This window comes from Ruegeria sp. G10 (genome assembly GCF_056533645.1).
This window is the reverse complement of the sequence record NZ_JBQFOQ010000001.1, coordinates 675,593-690,848: the sequence shown is the minus strand read 5'-3', so window position 1 is coordinate 690,848 and position 15,256 is coordinate 675,593. Positions and strand designations below refer to the sequence as shown.

General features: G+C 59.1%; 18 protein-coding genes. 13 read left to right on the top strand and 5 right to left on the bottom strand.

The window, feature by feature from the left end:
• The first annotated feature begins 78 nt into the window (after nt 1-78).
• Both ACR0KM_RS03420 and ACR0KM_RS03415 read left to right on the top strand, forming a co-directional pair.
• Nucleotides 79-420, top strand: a complete 342-nt coding sequence (locus tag ACR0KM_RS03420; RefSeq protein WP_480856583.1) for a copper resistance CopC family protein — start codon at nt 79-81, stop codon at nt 418-420.
• A 2-nt stretch (nt 421-422) separates the two neighbouring features.
• Nucleotides 423-1,289, top strand: coding sequence for a copper resistance D family protein (locus ACR0KM_RS03415; protein ID WP_480856584.1), 867 nt, complete (start codon nt 423-425; stop codon nt 1,287-1,289).
• 168 nt (nt 1,290-1,457) lie between these two features.
• Here the strand turns inward: ACR0KM_RS03415 and ACR0KM_RS03410 are convergent, their stop codons facing one another.
• On the bottom strand, nt 1,458-2,492 hold the full coding sequence (locus ACR0KM_RS03410) for a LacI family DNA-binding transcriptional regulator (protein WP_480856586.1): 1,035 nt from the start codon (nt 2,490-2,492) through the stop codon (nt 1,458-1,460).
• Nucleotides 2,493-2,663: 171 nt separating this feature from the next.
• Here ACR0KM_RS03410 and ACR0KM_RS03405 point away from each other — a divergent pair, with 171 nt between their 5' ends.
• From ACR0KM_RS03405 to ACR0KM_RS03355, 11 genes are all read left to right on the top strand, one after another.
• Complete coding sequence (locus ACR0KM_RS03405) at nt 2,664-2,855, top strand: hypothetical protein (protein ID WP_480819145.1); 192 nt, start codon at nt 2,664-2,666, stop codon at nt 2,853-2,855.
• Nucleotides 2,856-2,887: 32 nt separating this feature from the next.
• Nucleotides 2,888-4,033 (top strand): TRAP transporter substrate-binding protein, encoded by a 1,146-nt coding sequence (locus tag ACR0KM_RS03400; protein WP_480819146.1) that lies wholly within the window; start codon nt 2,888-2,890, stop codon nt 4,031-4,033.
• Between the two features lie 104 nt (nt 4,034-4,137).
• The gene (locus ACR0KM_RS03395; RefSeq protein ID WP_480819147.1) at nt 4,138-4,653 is read left to right on the top strand and encodes a TRAP transporter small permease; all 516 of its coding nucleotides are present in this window, start codon (nt 4,138-4,140) and stop codon (nt 4,651-4,653) included.
• Between the two features lie 15 nt (nt 4,654-4,668).
• Nucleotides 4,669-6,000: a TRAP transporter large permease gene (locus ACR0KM_RS03390; RefSeq protein ID WP_480819148.1), complete on the top strand. Its 1,332-nt coding sequence runs from the start codon at nt 4,669-4,671 to the stop codon at nt 5,998-6,000.
• A gap of 37 nt (nt 6,001-6,037) precedes the next feature.
• Nucleotides 6,038-7,345 (top strand): histidinol dehydrogenase, encoded by a 1,308-nt coding sequence (gene hisD, locus ACR0KM_RS03385; protein WP_480819149.1) that lies wholly within the window; start codon nt 6,038-6,040, stop codon nt 7,343-7,345.
• 8 nt (nt 7,346-7,353) lie between these two features.
• Nucleotides 7,354-8,091 carry an SDR family NAD(P)-dependent oxidoreductase gene (locus tag ACR0KM_RS03380; RefSeq protein WP_480856588.1) on the top strand — a complete coding sequence of 246 codons (738 nt, stop codon included), beginning with the start codon at nt 7,354-7,356 and terminating at the stop codon, nt 8,089-8,091.
• Nucleotides 8,088-9,050 (top strand): alcohol dehydrogenase catalytic domain-containing protein, encoded by a 963-nt coding sequence (locus ACR0KM_RS03375; protein ID WP_480856590.1) that lies wholly within the window; start codon nt 8,088-8,090, stop codon nt 9,048-9,050. The genes ACR0KM_RS03380 and ACR0KM_RS03375 overlap by 4 nt, the downstream gene beginning before the upstream one ends.
• Before the next feature lie 17 nt (nt 9,051-9,067).
• Nucleotides 9,068-9,373 carry a UxaA family hydrolase gene (locus ACR0KM_RS03370; RefSeq protein WP_480819152.1) on the top strand — a complete coding sequence of 102 codons (306 nt, stop codon included), beginning with the start codon at nt 9,068-9,070 and terminating at the stop codon, nt 9,371-9,373.
• A gap of 12 nt (nt 9,374-9,385) precedes the next feature.
• Entirely contained in the window at nt 9,386-10,564 is a 1,179-nt protein-coding gene (locus tag ACR0KM_RS03365; RefSeq protein WP_480856592.1) for a UxaA family hydrolase, read from the top strand.
• A gap of 57 nt (nt 10,565-10,621) precedes the next feature.
• A complete protein-coding gene (locus ACR0KM_RS03360) occupies nt 10,622-11,644 on the top strand; it encodes an Ldh family oxidoreductase (RefSeq protein WP_480856594.1) in 1,023 nt (340 codons plus the stop codon).
• Between the two features lie 140 nt (nt 11,645-11,784).
• Nucleotides 11,785-12,210: a universal stress protein gene (locus ACR0KM_RS03355; protein ID WP_480856596.1), complete on the top strand. Its 426-nt coding sequence runs from the start codon at nt 11,785-11,787 to the stop codon at nt 12,208-12,210.
• A 148-nt stretch (nt 12,211-12,358) separates the two neighbouring features.
• On the opposite strand, the gene rplT is transcribed toward ACR0KM_RS03355, so the two are convergent.
• The 4 genes from rplT to ACR0KM_RS03335 all read right to left on the bottom strand — a co-directional run bounded on the left by rplT (nt 12,359) and on the right by ACR0KM_RS03335 (nt 15,124).
• Nucleotides 12,359-12,724: a 50S ribosomal protein L20 gene (rplT, locus tag ACR0KM_RS03350; RefSeq protein ID WP_152457001.1), complete on the bottom strand. Its 366-nt coding sequence runs from the start codon at nt 12,722-12,724 to the stop codon at nt 12,359-12,361.
• A gap of 14 nt (nt 12,725-12,738) precedes the next feature.
• Nucleotides 12,739-12,939 carry a 50S ribosomal protein L35 gene (gene rpmI, locus ACR0KM_RS03345; RefSeq protein ID WP_010443552.1) on the bottom strand — a complete coding sequence of 67 codons (201 nt, stop codon included), beginning with the start codon at nt 12,937-12,939 and terminating at the stop codon, nt 12,739-12,741.
• 182 nt (nt 12,940-13,121) lie between these two features.
• Nucleotides 13,122-14,672, bottom strand: a complete 1,551-nt coding sequence (locus ACR0KM_RS03340) for an alanine/glycine:cation symporter family protein (protein ID WP_480856598.1) — start codon at nt 14,670-14,672, stop codon at nt 13,122-13,124.
• A gap of 14 nt (nt 14,673-14,686) precedes the next feature.
• Entirely contained in the window at nt 14,687-15,124 is a 438-nt protein-coding gene (locus ACR0KM_RS03335) for a universal stress protein (protein ID WP_480819157.1), read from the bottom strand.
• Nucleotides 15,125-15,256 lie beyond the last annotated feature (132 nt).

Sequence of the window (15,256 nt, the reverse complement as noted above, 5' to 3'; positions counted from 1 at the left end):
AGCTCGAGGTGACGTTGCTCTGGCGATCGCGTAGATTCGTGATATCCACGCGCAATAGAGTGAACTGAGGATTGACCCATGAAAAAAGTTGTAGCGCTCGTCCTCATGGGCCTGCTTCCCGCTGGCGCACTGGCGCATTCAAAGGTGCAGGAGACGACGCCGGCGCATGGCGCGACAATTGATGCGGCACCTGCTGAAATCGGCCTTACTTTTGACAAGGGCATCAGGTTGACGCGGGTAGAAATGGCGCATGACAACAGCCCTGCAGTCAGCCTGGAATTGGGTGAGCAGACGGGTTTCGATCGGGTGTTTGCGGTTCCCTTGCCGACCGCCGAAACCGGCCTCTACGTCATCGAATGGCGTGGATTGGGTGAGGATGGCCATGTGATGCAAGGTGAGTTTTCCTTTACTGTGGAATGAGCATGCCAGACATCTGGGAAGTTGCGGCACTCCTCGCCAAGCTCATGCTTTATTTCGGGTTTGTGGGAGCGGCCGGGCTTGTTCTCGTCAATTGCCTGTATTCGGATCTTGTCAAACCGGTGCGTCTGATGATGAAGCGCCAGGCGATGACCCTCGCTTGTCTCGCTATTGTGGCTGCGATAACCGGCTTCATGCTTGGCGCGGCGGCCTTGACGGGCAGCGTGGAGGGTCTGGTCGACCCTGAGATGCTTGGTCTGCTTTGGCAGACTTCCGCAGGCCATGCGCTGGTGTACAGGCTGGCCGGGGCGGTTTTGATTCTTGTCGGGCTGTCTTTGCCGCGCGTCGGTAATTGGATCGCGTTGCCGGGCGGAGCGCTGGCTTTGTGGTCATTTGCGCAGATCGGGCATGTTCTTCAGATGGACTATCTTTATGTCCAACTCTTGTTGTTTTTGCATCTGCTCTGCATAGCCTTTTGGCTCGGAATATTCAGCCCGCTGCGGGCGTTGGCGCTGCGGCCCGAGTGCATTGAAGACGCGGCTGCGCTGGGGCATCGGTTTGGGCAAGCCGCTGCGCTGGCGGTTCCAGTTTTGATTGCTGCGGGTCTGTGGATGTCCTGGCTGCTTGTAGGTACGGTGCAGGGTTTGGTTTCTACGGGCTACGGACGCGCGCTGCTGGTCAAAGTCCTGCTTGTCGGGTGCCTGTTGACGTTGGCGGCCGCAAATAAACTGCGATTTGTTCCGGCCCTGCGAAATCGAGACGCCAAAGCGGGCCACCACCTTGCCCGATCTATCGAGGTCGAGGTCATCGTCGGACTGGCGGTTCTGGCCACAACCGCGACACTCACAACCATGCTGACACCTCCAAACTGAGGTCGTCTTTCTTGAAAGATTCGCGCACCAAACCACAAGACTCGGCTGAGATGAGGGCCGAGCTGCCGGACCAGCCGGTCATTGCGCAAGTGGGGGCGGAGTGACTGATTGTGATGCGGTTCAAGATGCAGCTTGTGCAAAGGATGATCAGCCGCAAAGCAATCACTGTTAAGTCGGCGGAACCGGCCCCAGCGACTGGCGTAACCGGATTTCAGTTGGCAGTTCGACGCTCTGACCTTTCAGGCCATCTGTGATCATTTGAATAAGCATACCCGCAGCGCGGCGTCCCATCTCGCGATGGGGGACATGAACGGTTGTCAGGGCTGGTTCGGCAAGCATGGCAATCTCGATGTCGTCAAAACCGGTGATCGATATGTCCTTTGGAACCTTCAGGCCCATTTCGCGCGCTGCGCGCAACGCGCCGACAGCCAAAACGTCGTTCACGCACATCACTGCCGTCGTCTGCGGCGCCGCTGTCATAAGCTCGCGAAATGCGATCTCGCCGGTTTCGATGCCGTAGGCGGTCTCGATCAGAAATACGGAATCCGGATCCTGGCCCGCTTCGATCTTGGCATCACGTATACCGTGCAAGCGCCCGCGCGCGCGATCGTTCGACCGGGTCGGAGCGGAGATGCAACCGATATGCTGATGCCCCTGTGCGATGACTTGCCGGGCGAGGGCTTGCATGGCCGCCCGGTTGTCAAAGCCGATCGCTGTCCGCGATTCCTCGGGGTTGAAAGACCAGGCGATCAAGGTTGGCACGCGCCGCTTTTCAAGAAAATCGTAGATCTCTGGTTCACGATCGTACCCGATCAGCAGAAGGCCGTCGGCCCCCCTTGCCACCAAAGCGCGCACCTGTTGTTCCTCAAGCTCGGCATCATAGGCCGATGATGCAACCAGCAGCGTTTTACCTTGTCGGACAAGTTCTTCCTGAAAAGCCTGCAGCCCACGCGCAAATACGGCGTTTTCCATCGTCGGTATCACAGCGGCGATCGTATTCGTCTGCCGCGCCGCAAGGGCCCTTGCGCCGAAATTTGGCGCATAGCCAAGCTCGCTGACGGCGGCCAGAACGCGGGCACGGGTGTCCGGCCCGACCCGCTCGGGCGAATTCAGACACCGTGATACGGTTGCGGTGGATACCTTCGCATGACGCGCAACATCTGCGAGCGTGGGGACCGGGTTTTCGTTTCCGCTTTGAAGCATGGTTTTTCTTATCATTTGGGGCGGGCACCTAGCCCAGGTTGCGTGCAAGCAAAAGGGCGAAGTCAAAGGCCAGCTTAGCATAGATATAATGTAAGCGCTTGCATCACAAAATGTAAGCGCTTACATTTGCTGCGACTCGGTGCCGTACATTGGGCGGGTCAGGGAGGGTGCATGCCGTACTTGATAGCAGGGATATTGCTGGTTGCCTTTGTCGCGAATGTGGTGATCGGGGCGGTCTGGAAAGCGCCTCTGGTCAACAACGTCTGGGAAATGCTGATCTTGTTCGCGGCGGCCATCGCCTTCTCGGTCGGCATTCTACGCAGCGAAGCAAAAGAAATTTCGGAGGAAAAACCAAAGGAATAAATCCGAAAAAAAGTCCAACGGGAGGATAACACATGGACAAGACCAAACAGGAGCTGGCTTCGGCTGAGCGTCGGAATTTTCTGAAACTTGCGGGCACCGGGTCGTTCACGGCGGCCATGGTTGCGGGTGCTGCGGGCACATTGTGGTCCAGCGAGGCCGCAGCGCAAACAGCGGCAGAAGAACGTGATCGCGAAAATGCCGCGGAATTCAAGATGACGCTGGCCACCGCATATGTTCTGGGCGCATCGCGGAGCTATCCGATCATGCAGCTGGATCTTAAAGAAAATATCCAGAACATGACGAATGGCAAAGTCTATGTGAAGCTTGCTCCGGGCGGACAGCTTGGCGCGGGCGGGGCCTTGGCGCAGGCGGTCCAGGGCGGCACGATTCAGTGCGCGCAGCACTCGCTGGCCAATTTCGCGCCGTTCGCAAGTGTCGTGGACCTTATCAATCTTCCCTATTTCTGCGGCTCGAACCAGCGGTTTACAAACCTGACCTCGTCCGAGGCCTGGAAGTCGGAAGTCGATCCAAAAATCGCGGCATCCGGGTTTAAGGCGCTGATGTACATCGTGATCGACCCGCGTGTCGTTGCGGTTCGCAAAGGTGGCAATGCGATCATCACGCCCGGTGATATGTCCGGCGTCAAATTCCGTGTACCGGGATCAAAAATGCTGCAGCAGTACTACGGGATGGTCGGTGCAAACCCGACGCCTGTGGCCTGGGGTGAGACCCCGTCGGCCATCCGCCAGGGTGTTGCAGACGCACTTGATCCCTCGGTCGGCGCGCTGCAAGTCTTTGGTTTCGGAGAGATTCTGAGCCACGTGACCTTCACGCAGGCGGTGCCGGACAGCCAGGTCTATTCGATCAACCTTGAATGGTTCGACAGCCTGCCAACGGATGTGAAGGAAGGTATCGAGTTTGCGGGTGATGTCACCCAGCAGCAAAACCTGTCCAAGGTACCCTCGGCGCGCGCCTATGCGATGTCGCAGCTGATTGCCAACGGTGTCGAATTCCACTCGCTGAGCGAAGATCAGTTGGCCGAGTGGCAAGAGGTCGGCGGGTACCAGCGCAGCGAATGGGATGGTTTCAAAACCGAATTGGCCGGGTCCATGGAGACCTTCGCCAAGCTGGAAGAAGCCGCAGGGACACGCGCGAAATACTACGTGCATGACGCCTGATGGCGTCTCTGGGCCGACGCCTTGTGCGTCGGCTCACCCAATTCTTGTTTTACCAAAAAACCCACTAGAACACGTCGCCTCTGCGCGACGGCAGTGAGGATGCCATGTCTCAGCTCTTTAGGGCGATTGATAAGAACGCCGAACGTTGGCTGCTATTAGTCTTCTACGTCATGCTTGTTGGCACGATGTTCATCGAAGTGGTCCGGCGCGAGCTCTTTGCCTACTCATCCATCTGGGGCGAAGAAATCGTCCGGTATGCGTTTATCTATCTTGCATGGATCGGGGCAGCCGCCGCAGTGAAAGAGCGCGGGCATATCCGAATTGATGTTCTGATGCACTACGTGCCGCACACCGTCAAAACGCTGCTCTACATATTCGGCGACATCGTCATGTTCATTGTGGCGCTTGTTGCGATCTACTGGTCTTGGGAGACCGTCCACGTGTCCTGGAAGTTCGGGTCCGTCACGCACGGTCTGCGGATCAGTCAGGTCTTTTTCCTCATGGCGGTGCCGTTCGGCTTCGCGCTGGTCATCTTCCGGCTGGTGCAGTCCTTCCTCCGCGATGTTGCCGACCTTCGAGCGGGCCGTCCCGTCTACGAAGGCGACAAGCTGTTTGATTAAGGGAGGGATCGAGCCATGATGTGGCAACAACTCGGCGGTCAAACGCTGGAACTTGGCTGGGATTTCTACGCCTCTGTCATTCTCTTCGTCGTCCTTGTGGCGCTGGCCGTCCCGGTCTGGGCCGCCATCGGCGCCGCGTCGATCACCATGCTGCTCATGTCCGGCGCATTGCCGCTGAGCCTTGTGGGTGAAAAACTGTTCTCGGGCATTGACGCCTTCGCGCTGACAGCCGTTCCGCTGTTCATCCTGACCGGGGATGTGCTTGTCCGAACGGGGCTCAGTCGCAAATTTCTGGACGTAGCCGAGGCGCTGACCTGTTGGGCCAAGGGTGGGTTTGGCTCGGCCACTGTGCTTGTCTGCGGCATGTTCGCGGCGATCTCCGGCTCGGATGCGGCGGGCGCTGCCGCGGTTGGTCGCATGACCATCGACCGCTTGGTCGAAAGCGGTTATCCGCGCCCCTATGCTTGCGCCTTGGTTGCCGCAGGGGCCTGTACCGGCATCCTGATCCCGCCCTCCATCGCCTATATCATCATCGGGCTTGTGCTGGGCATTGCGGTGTCGACCCTGTTCCTTGCAGCGTTGATCCCCGGCCTTCTGATCCTGACCGCGATCTTGATCACCAATGTGGTGATGAACCGGCTCAACCTCTGGGAAGGTGGTGGCATGATGACCGCCGCTGAATGGCGCGCGAACCTGTGGAAGACGGTCAAGTCCGGCTGGTATGCATTCCTTGTGCCGGGGATCATCTTTTACGGCATCTTTTCGGGCAAACTGACCCCGACCGAGGCCGGCGCGGTGGCCGTGGTTGTCACCATCGTCATCGGATTTATCCTGGGCACGCTAAAGCTGTCCGACTTCCCGGCGATGCTGGTCAGTTCGGCCAAGGTCAACGGTGTGATCCTTCCGATCATCGCGTTCTCCATCCCGCTGGCCGAGGCTCTGGCCATTATCGGCGTGCCACAGGGCTTTGTCGGCGCTCTGACCTCGGTCAGCACCAACGAATACGTTCTGATCGGCATGATGGTTCTGATCCTGATCATCGCGGGCTGCGTCATGGAAACGACACCCAACATCGTGATACTGGCGCCGATCCTGTACCCGTTGGCGCAAGAAATCGAAATGAACCAGATTCAGTTCTGCATCATGATGATCACGGCGCTTGGGGTTGGGTTCATCACCCCACCGCTGGGGCTAAATCTGTTCGTTGTCTCGGGAATTACGGGCGAGTCGATCCTCAAGATCGCTTACCGCGCCATCCCCTTCGTCTTCTTCATGCTGATCGTGACACTGATGATCGCCTATATTCCGGCGTTCTCGACCTCACTTTTGCCTGATGTCTATCGTTAAGCCGCCGAAAGACGCGGTAGGAAAAAGGAGTCACTTCATGACCCGTGAGTACCTCAAGAAAGCCACGCTGACCGCGCGTAGCGGCGCCTCGGATGTCAGCGAAATCGTTCAGGGGATTCTGAACGACATCGAAGCGGGGGGCGATGCCAAAGCGCTGGAATACGCCGCCAAATTTGACAAGTACGAAGGCAATGTCATCCTCAGCGACGCAGAAATCCAGGCCGCGATCGATGCGGTCCCGGAAAAGCTGAAGCGCGATATCGAGTTCAGCCACGGCAATGTCAAACGTTTTGCCGAGGCGCAAAAGGCATCCATGACCGACATCGCGGTGGAGGTTGTGCCGGGTCTGACAGCCGGGCAGAAGATGATCCCTGTAGATGCTGCAGGCTGTTACGTGCCGGGCGGTCGGTATAGCCACATCGCCAGTGCGATCATGACGGTGACGACGGCCAAGGTGGCGGGATGCAAGCACATCGTGGCGTGTTCGCCCCCGCGTCCTGATGTTGGTATCGCGCCTGCGATCGTCTACGCGGCGCATATCTGTGGCGCAGACAAGATCATGGCCATGGGCGGTGTACAGGGGGTTGCGGCGATGACCTTCGGGCTGTTTGGTCTGCCAAAGGCAAACATCCTTGTGGGCCCCGGCAACCAGTTTGTGGCCGAAGCCAAACGCATCCTGTTTGGACGCGTTGGCATCGACATGATCGCGGGGCCGACCGACAGTCTCGTCCTTGCGGATGCCACCGCTGACCCGATGGTTGTCGCGACCGATCTGGTTGGACAGGCCGAACATGGCTACAACTCGCCGGTCTGGCTGGTGACAGACAATCGTGATTTGGCCGAAGAGGTCATGCGTCTGGTGCCGGTTCTGATCGACGATCTGCCCGAGGTGAACCGTGAAAACGCGACCGCAGCATGGCGCGACTATGCCGAGGTCATCCTGTGTGCAGACCGTGAAGAGATGGCTGCGACATCTGATCAATACGCCCCGGAACACCTGACGGTGATGGCAGACGATCTTGATTGGTGGCTGGATCGGCTGACCTGCTACGGGTCGTTGTTTCTGGGCGAAGAGACTACGGTGGCCTTCGGTGACAAAGCCTCGGGCACCAATCACGTGCTGCCGACCAGCCGCGCCGCGACCTATACCGGCGGTCTGAGCGTGCATAAATACATGAAAATCGTGACCTGGCAGCGCTCGACTGCGGACGCGATGAAACCAATCGCCCAGGCCACGGCCCGCATCTCGCGCCTGGAAGGGATGGAGGCGCATGCGCGTACCGCGGATATTCGACTGGCCAAGTTTTTCCCCGGCGAAAACTTTGATCTGACAGCCGAAGACTGAGTCTGCTCGTGGCCTATCACCCTGATCTTACGGGACATGTCGCGTTGGTGACCGGGGCCAGTTCAGGCCTCGGACGTCGCGCAGCCCACGTTCTGTCGCAGGCTGGTGCCAAGGTTGTTGGCGTCGCCCGGCGTGCTCAGGCGTTGGCAGAGTTGGATCAGGTCCACGCCTTACCTTGGGATCTTTCGGATCGTGATGGCCTGGCCGAGCTGGCGGTTGTTGCGGCACAGCCATTTGGCGCGCCGGATATTGTCGTGCATGCCGCCGGGATCAACACGCGCGAAGCTGCGGATGATGTCTCGCCCGAGGGATGGGATATCACGATCGGGCTGAATCTTGCGGTACCCTTCTTTTTGTCGCAGCATCTTGTCGCCGGAATGAAGGCAAAGGGATGGGGGCGGATCGTCAATTTTGCCTCGCTCCAGTCCAGCCGGGCCTTTCCGGGGGGACTCAGCTATGGGGCATCGAAGGGTGGTGTCGCGCAACTGACCCGGGCGATGGCCGAAAGCTGGTCCTCAAGCGGTATATGTGTGAATGCCATTGGTCCGGGGTTTTTCCGAACCGAACTGACGGCCGCTGTGTTCGACGACCCCGCGCGCGCGGCTCGCAACGCGGCCCAGACCTGCATCGGGCGGAACGGTGAACCTGAAGATCTTGATGGACCTTTACTTTTCTTATGCTCGGATGCTTGCGCTTATGTGACCGGGCAGGTTCTGATGGTTGACGGGGGGTTCACCGCGAAATGAAAGCGCTGGTCTATACCGATGTCGAAACGCTGGACTACCGCAGTTTTGCGGATCCCGAGCCGCGCCCGGACGAGGTTCTGGTGCGCATCGACAGTGTTGGAATTTGCGGATCGGACATGCACGCCTATCTGGGCCATGACGAGCGGCGTCCGGCCCCGTTGATCCTTGGCCATGAAGGGGCTGGAGTGACCTCGGATGGTCGGCGCGTCACGATCAACCCGTTGGTTACGGACCCCAACAGCGCTGCCAGCCGGTCGGGTCGCGAAAATCTGTGCCCCTCGCGTCAGATTATCTCGATGCCGCCGCGTGAGGGCGCTTTCGCCGAATACGTCGCCATACCGGATCGAAATCTGGTTGAAGTGCCTGCGCATATCACGCTGGAGCAGGCCGCGCTGGCCGAACCGATTGCGGTCAGCTGGCATGCGGTGCGGCTTGGGCTTGCAGCCTTGCATCCCGCAGATGACCGGCGCGCCCATGTGATCGGTGGCGGCGCGATCGGCTTGGCCGCGGCGCTGGCGCTGCGTGCGATGGGGGTTGAGCGGGTGAGCCTGTCGGAACCCAACGCAGACCGCGCCGGCTATCTGCGCGATGTCTGTGGCATCGAGGTGGTGGAGGCCCCGGAACAGGACATCCCATTGGTGATCGATGCGGTGGGTTTTGCCGCCACCCGGGCGGTTGCATCCGCACTCGTTAGCCCCGGTGGGGTCATCTTGCATATTGGCCTTGGCAGTTCCGATGGCGGGCTGGATATCCGGCGTATCACGTTGCAGGAAATCACCCTGATCGGTACCTATACCTATACCGCACAGGATTTCCGCGACACGTGCAGCGCCATGTTCGATGGCCGTCTTGGATCGCTCGACTGGGTGGAAACCCGCACCCTGTCCGAGGGGGCCGCCGCCTTTGCAGACATTCGCGCAGGCCGAACGCTTGCGCCGAAAACAATCCTTAAACCATAGCGAAATCGGAGACGTTGATGTCAAATCCAGCCCCAAACGAAATACCGCACCTTTTGGTGCATGAAGAGGAAGACAATGTCGGTGTGGTGGTCGTCGAAGGTCTGACCGCAGGCACGGACATGCTGTGCTGTATCACCCACGATAACTCGACCTTCCGCCTGACCGCAGGCGCAGACGTTCCGATCGGGCACAAGATTGCCCTCAAGGACCTCAAAGACGGGGATACCGCGATTAAATATGGCGAGGATATTGGCAAAATCATCGCCGACATCCCCCAGGGCGGGCATGTCCACACCCACAATTGCAAGACCAAGCGTTGGTAAGGGATCAATAGCATGAGCAAATATTCAAACATGACCGTCATGGGCTACCGGCGTGAAAATGGCCGGGTTGGTGTGCGCAACCACGTGCTGATCCTGCCGGTTGACGATATCTCGAATGCCGCCTGCGAAGCGGTGGCCAACAACGTCAAAGGCACGCTGGCAATTCCACACGCCTATGGCCGCCTGCAGTTCGGCGAAGACCTCGAGTTGCATTTTCGGACAATGATTGGCACGGGCGCCAACCCCAACGTGCATTCGGTGGTGGTGATCGGGATTGAACCCGGTTGGACCAAGCGCATTGCCGATGGCATTCGCGAGACGGGCAAGGACGTGGCCGAGTTCTCGATCGAACAAAACGGTGACTTTGAAACCATTCGCCGGGCGTCGTGGGCGGCCAAGGACTTTGTCCACAAGGCCACTGAAATCCAGCGCGAAGAATGCTCGATCAACGAGCTGTGGATATCCACAAAATGCGGTGAAAGCGACACGACAACGGGTCTGGGGTCCTGTCCGACCGTCGGCAATATGTACGACAAGCTGTTGCCCGAGGGGATTACCGGCTTCTTTGGCGAAACTTCAGAGATCACCGGGGCGGAACACATCTGCCAGAAGCGCGCCATCAACGAAGAGGTGGGCGAGCGCTGGTACAAGATGTGGAAGGCCTATCAGGACGATGTGATTTTCGCGCATCAGACCGATGATCTGAGCGACAGCCAGCCAACCAAAGGTAACATCGAAGGCGGGTTGACCACCATCGAGGAAAAAGCGCTGGGCAATCTCGAAAAGATCGGCCGGACCTCGCAATATATCGACATTCTCGAACCCGCCGAGCAGCCGCAATCGGGCAAAGGGCTTTACTTTATGGACAGTTCTTCGGCGGCGGCGGAATGCGTTACGTTGATGGCGGCGGGCGGGGCCGTAATCCATACCTTCCCGACAGGGCAGGGCAATGTGGTCGGCAATCCCATTGTTCCGGTTATCAAGATCACGGCGAACCCGCGCACCGTGCGCACCATGGGCGAGCACGTGGATGTCGATGTTTCGGGCATTCTGCGCCGCGAGCAGACGATTGATCAGGCCGGAGACGCGCTGATAGACATGATCCGCCGGACCGCGAACGGCCGCAATACAGCGGCTGAAGCATTGGGGCATCGGGAGTTCTCGATGACCAAGCTGTATCGCAGCGCATAAACTCCAAGAGGCGGCGGCTGGTGCAGCGGCCGCCTTTCGGATGAAACCGGGGCTTAGATGGCTGATACGATCCACCTGACGCTTGCAGAGGCGATCTCTCTGCTGACTGCTGTTTTCGAGAGAGCGGGCGTTTCCAATGCTGTCGCGACAAGCGTCGCGCGCGCATTGGTGGCTGCGGAAAGCGAAGGGCAGGTTGGTCACGGCTTTAGCCGTGTGGCCGATTATGTGGCGCAACTGGGCAGTGGAAAGATCAACGCAGATGCCAAACCAGTCGTCGCGCAGCCTGCACCCGCAGCGGTGCATGTGATGGCGGATCACGGCTTTGCTTATCCGGCCTTGGAGGCAGCGCTCGAGGCGGGAATCCCCCTTGCGCGTGACATGGGCATTGCTGTCATGACCATCGGCAACTCTCATCACTGTGGGGCGCTGTCGGTGCAGGTCGAACAGATCGCCGAGGCGGGCCTGATCGGCCTGATGTTTGCCAATACGCCTAAGGCGATCGCGCCTTGGGGTGCCAAAGAGCCCATCTTCGGGACCAATCCGATTGCCTTCGCAACGCCGGTCGCGGACGGCCCGCCACTGGTTATTGATTTGTCCTTGTCCGTCGTGGCACGCGGCAAGGTTATGGCGGCGAAGAAGGCGAACACCTCTATCCCGGCAGGCTGGGCGTTGAACGCCGCAGGGCACCCCACCACAGATCCCGAGGCCGCGCTGGGTGGCACAATGCTGCCAATTGGTGACGCCAAGGGCACTGCGCTGGCGCTTATGGTCGAAATTCTGGCCGCCGCACTGACAGGAAGCGCGTTCAGCCGCGAGGCGGGTTCGTTCTTCAACGCGGATGGAGACGCGCCAGATGTGGGTCAAACCCTGATCGCCATCAATCCGGGTGCGCGGTCTGGGTTCGCTGGCCGGGTGGCTGACCTGCTTGGACAGATCAGCGCGCTGGATGGCGCACGTCTGCCGGGCGAGCGCCGCCGCCGTGCCATCGCGTTGGCTGATAAGGACGGGTTGCGCGTTCCGGCGCATCTTTACAGGCAAGCCCTGCATCTGGCTGACCCCGCCGATCCGGCGAGTTTGTGAGATATATGATGAGCCATCAGCCCTACACCCTTGCGCAGATTGCCCGTGGACAGGATGCGCCGCGATTGGATCCAGTTGTCAGGCGGGCATCCATGGGACCGCCCTCAGACGACACCTCTTCCCAGTAAGGAGCACCTTATATGTTCAAATCCGTACTGATACCCGTTGCCATCGATCACGAAGAACTGGTCGGCGAAAAGATCGCTACCGCCCGAAACCTGTTGGCCGCAGGGGGGAAGATCACGCTTTTGACCGTGCTTGAACAAATTCCCGGGTTCACCGCGGAATTTGTGACCGTGAAGTCTGAAAATCACCTGACCGACAAGATCATGACAAAGCTTAGATCGCTTGCAGCGGATACCACAGATATCGATTGTCAGGTTGAGACCGGAAAACCCGGTATGCGCATCACCGAGGTTGCGCGTGAAATCGGCGCTGACCTGATTATCGTCGGCGCTCATCATCCGTCGGCCATTGACTACTTTCTTGGTTCGACAGCCGCGCGTGTCTCTCGCAGGGCTTCGTGTTCGGTTCTCATCCAGCGTCCGCAGACCTCTGGCACGTGACAGAACGTGGCGTGTAGCCCCGTGTCTGTGCGCGTCGGTCGTTGTTGAAAGAAGCCTTTGCAAAACGACCAAATCCATCGGCGCCAATAGCAAAAAAGGCCGCTCTGACGAGAGCGGCCTTTCTGTTCACTGTCTCTCTGGATCAGGATCAGGCGGTCAAAGCAGCCTGAGCTTTGGCGACGATTGCACCGAACGCTTCCGGTTCGTGTACAGCCAGATCAGCCAGAACTTTGCGGTCCACTTCGATACCGGCCAGGTTCAGGCCGTTGATGAAGCGGGAATATGTCAGGGCCTCGTCATGGCTGCGCACAGCCGCGTTGATGCGCTGGATCCACAGCGCGCGGAAGTTGCGCTTGCGGTTCTTGCGGTCGCGGGTTGCATACTGGTTGGCCTTGTCTACGGCCTGACGGGCAACTTTGAAGGTGCTCTTGCGGCGGCCATAGTAACCTTTGGCGGCCTTTATGACCTTCTTGTGACGGGCGTGAGTTACGGTTCCACCTTTAACGCGGGACATCTCTTAATCTCCTCTTAGCGGTCGTAGGGCATGTAGCCCTTGACGATCTTGGCGTCGGGGGCGGACAGGGTGGTGTTGCCACGGGCGTCGCGGATGAATTTCTTGGTCCGCTTGATCATGCCGTGCCGTTTGCCGGCCTGGCCAGCAAGGACCTTACCGGTCGCAGTCACCTTGAAGCGCTTCTTGGCGCTCGACTTCGTCTTCATCTTAGGCATTTCCGTCTCCTATTCTCGGGTTCGGTTTCAGACGCGACTCGGCATGCCATCTCGGCCGGTCACGCAACAGATGCGCCGTTTACGCAAGTTCGGTCATACTGGCAAGGGGGTTTCGACCAGAATCTGCGGAATCCGCAACGGTCATGCACCGGGGCAGCTGCGGGCCGCCCCGGTGAAAGCGTTTAGTGATCGAACTTGCGGATCTCGCCGCTTTTCAGCCGTTCCGCGTAGGATGCCAGCTCCTGACGTACCACTTTCATCAGGAAGTAGAGCGCGAAGACGTTCACAACCGCCATGGCAAAGATCGCCGCGTCCGAGAAGTCGATGACCGGGCCAAGGTTGGCCGCCGCGCCAATCACCACGAAGACGCAGAAGATGATCTTGAACACCAGCTCCTTGGTGTGGCCTTCGCCGAACAGGTAGGTCCAGGCCTTGAGGCCGTAGTAGGACCAACTGATCATGGTTGAGAAGGCAAACAGGACCACGGCAATCGCCAGCACATAGGGGAACCAGCTGAAGGCGCTTGCGAAGGCGGCTGAGGTCAGGCTGACGCCCGAGTTGCCGTCAACGGTTGCAATCGCGTTGCCCGCTTCGTTCAGCATGTAGTTGCCGGTGTCCGGGTCGATGATCAGCTGCTGGGTGATGATGATCACCAGCGCGGTCATGGTACAGATCACGACCGTGTCGATGAACGGCTCAAGCAGCGAGACAAAGCCCTCGGTGATCGGTTCCTTGGTCCGCACGGCCGAGTGTGCAATCGCCGCAGACCCAACGCCTGCTTCGTTCGAGAACGCCGCACGGCGGAAGCCCTGGATCAGCGCACCGACCATGCCACCAGCAACGCCGAGGCCGGTGAAGGCACCTGCGAAGATCTGACCAAAGGCCCAACCGATCTGGTCTGCGTGCATGATGATGATGATCAGCGCGGCCAGCACATACATCACACCCATGAACGGCACGACCTTCTCGGTCACGCTGGCGATGGATTTCAGGCCGCCCACGATCACCGCGAACACGATGCCCGCAAAGACCAGACCTGTGATCCAGCCCGGATAGTCTCCGACGATGCCCGCGATCTGCTGGTGTGCCTGATTGGCCTGGAACATATTGCCCCCGCCCAACGCGCCGAGAATACAGAAGATCGAGAACAGAACGGCCAGAATCTTGCCACCCGGCAAGCCCAGCTCACTGAACCCTTTGGACATATAATACATCGGGCCACCCGAAACGGTGCCGTCTTCGTATTCGTTGCGGTACTTCACGCCCAGCGTACATTCGGTGAATTTCGACGCCATGCCCAGCAGGCCCGCGACGATCATCCAGAAGGTTGCGCCCGGTCCGCCGATACCGACGGCGACCGCCACACCGGCGATGTTCCCAAGGCCAACCGTACCTGACAGGGCCGTTGCAAGCGCCTGAAAGTGGCTGACCTCACCCGCATCATTGGGGTCAGAATAGTCACCTTTGACCAGGCTGATCGCATGGCTGAAGAACCGCAGCTGCACGAAGGCAAAATACAGTGTGAACACCGTGGCCGCGATCACCAGCCAACCCACGATCCATGGGAAGCCGGTTCCCGGAAATGGTGCGAAGATAAAGCTGACAAAGGGGCCGGTGAAATCGGCAAAGGCCTGATTGATCTTTTCGTCCAGCCCGACGGTTTCCTGTGCCATTGCAGGGCCCGCGGCCAGAGTGGTCAGAGCGGCAAGGCCCAGTTTGTTGTGCATATTCATTCTTGTCCCTCCCCTCAGTTCACGACCGTAACCGGAACATCGGCATGCATGACCAGATTCTGGGTCGAGCTGCCGAACAGGCGTTTCTTGAATCCGTCTGCCGAGGCCCGACCGACAACGATCTGCGACCCGCCGTTTTCGACGGTGATCTTGTTCAGCGTTTCAGCCACATCGCCATGACGCACGATGCCATGCGCCTCGAACCCGGCGGCTTTCAGCGCCTCGACCGCAGGCGCGATGATGCGCGTCGTGGCCAGTTCAACCTCTTCCTCGCGCCGCTTGTGACGCAGGGCGTTTTCCTCAGGGGTCTGGAAAGTGAAAGGGGACCATTCGATGACGTAAACCACCAGCAATTCGCATGTTCCGATCCGCTCGGCCATGTCCTTGGCAAAGGCGATCGCGCGCTCTCCGGTTTCTGTCCCGTCCAGTCCTATGACAATTTTCGTTGTCATCTCGTTCCTCCGTTATTGTTGATTTGGCCGGGGCCCTCGCCCCCGGCGGGGCAGCCGGAACCTGGAACTTGTTTGAGTGGACTGCCCCAGGGTCAAGTATCCCGGAAAAACACGGAAAAACAGAGAGATAAT

Coding starts and splice junctions, on each gene's coding strand:
- ACR0KM_RS03400 (WP_480819146.1), top strand. CDS start 2,888: ATGGACAAGACCAAACAGGAGCTGGCTTCGGCTGAGCGTCGGAATTTT.
- ACR0KM_RS03375 (WP_480856590.1), top strand. CDS start 8,088: ATGAAAGCGCTGGTCTATACCGATGTCGAAACGCTGGACTACCGCAGT.
- ACR0KM_RS03405 (WP_480819145.1), top strand. CDS start 2,664: ATGCCGTACTTGATAGCAGGGATATTGCTGGTTGCCTTTGTCGCGAAT.
- ACR0KM_RS03420 (WP_480856583.1), top strand. CDS start 79: ATGAAAAAAGTTGTAGCGCTCGTCCTCATGGGCCTGCTTCCCGCTGGC.
- ACR0KM_RS03340 (WP_480856598.1), bottom strand. CDS start 14,672: ATGAATATGCACAACAAACTGGGCCTTGCCGCTCTGACCACTCTGGCC.
- rpmI (WP_010443552.1), bottom strand. CDS start 12,939: ATGCCTAAGATGAAGACGAAGTCGAGCGCCAAGAAGCGCTTCAAGGTG.
- ACR0KM_RS03360 (WP_480856594.1), top strand. CDS start 10,622: ATGGCTGATACGATCCACCTGACGCTTGCAGAGGCGATCTCTCTGCTG.
- ACR0KM_RS03395 (WP_480819147.1), top strand. CDS start 4,138: ATGTCTCAGCTCTTTAGGGCGATTGATAAGAACGCCGAACGTTGGCTG.
- ACR0KM_RS03415 (WP_480856584.1), top strand. CDS start 423: ATGCCAGACATCTGGGAAGTTGCGGCACTCCTCGCCAAGCTCATGCTT.
- ACR0KM_RS03355 (WP_480856596.1), top strand. CDS start 11,785: ATGTTCAAATCCGTACTGATACCCGTTGCCATCGATCACGAAGAACTG.
- ACR0KM_RS03335 (WP_480819157.1), bottom strand. CDS start 15,124: ATGACAACGAAAATTGTCATAGGACTGGACGGGACAGAAACCGGAGAG.
- rplT (WP_152457001.1), bottom strand. CDS start 12,724: ATGTCCCGCGTTAAAGGTGGAACCGTAACTCACGCCCGTCACAAGAAG.
- ACR0KM_RS03370 (WP_480819152.1), top strand. CDS start 9,068: ATGTCAAATCCAGCCCCAAACGAAATACCGCACCTTTTGGTGCATGAA.
- hisD (WP_480819149.1), top strand. CDS start 6,038: ATGACCCGTGAGTACCTCAAGAAAGCCACGCTGACCGCGCGTAGCGGC.
- ACR0KM_RS03390 (WP_480819148.1), top strand. CDS start 4,669: ATGATGTGGCAACAACTCGGCGGTCAAACGCTGGAACTTGGCTGGGAT.
- ACR0KM_RS03365 (WP_480856592.1), top strand. CDS start 9,386: ATGAGCAAATATTCAAACATGACCGTCATGGGCTACCGGCGTGAAAAT.
- ACR0KM_RS03410 (WP_480856586.1), bottom strand. CDS start 2,492: ATGCTTCAAAGCGGAAACGAAAACCCGGTCCCCACGCTCGCAGATGTT.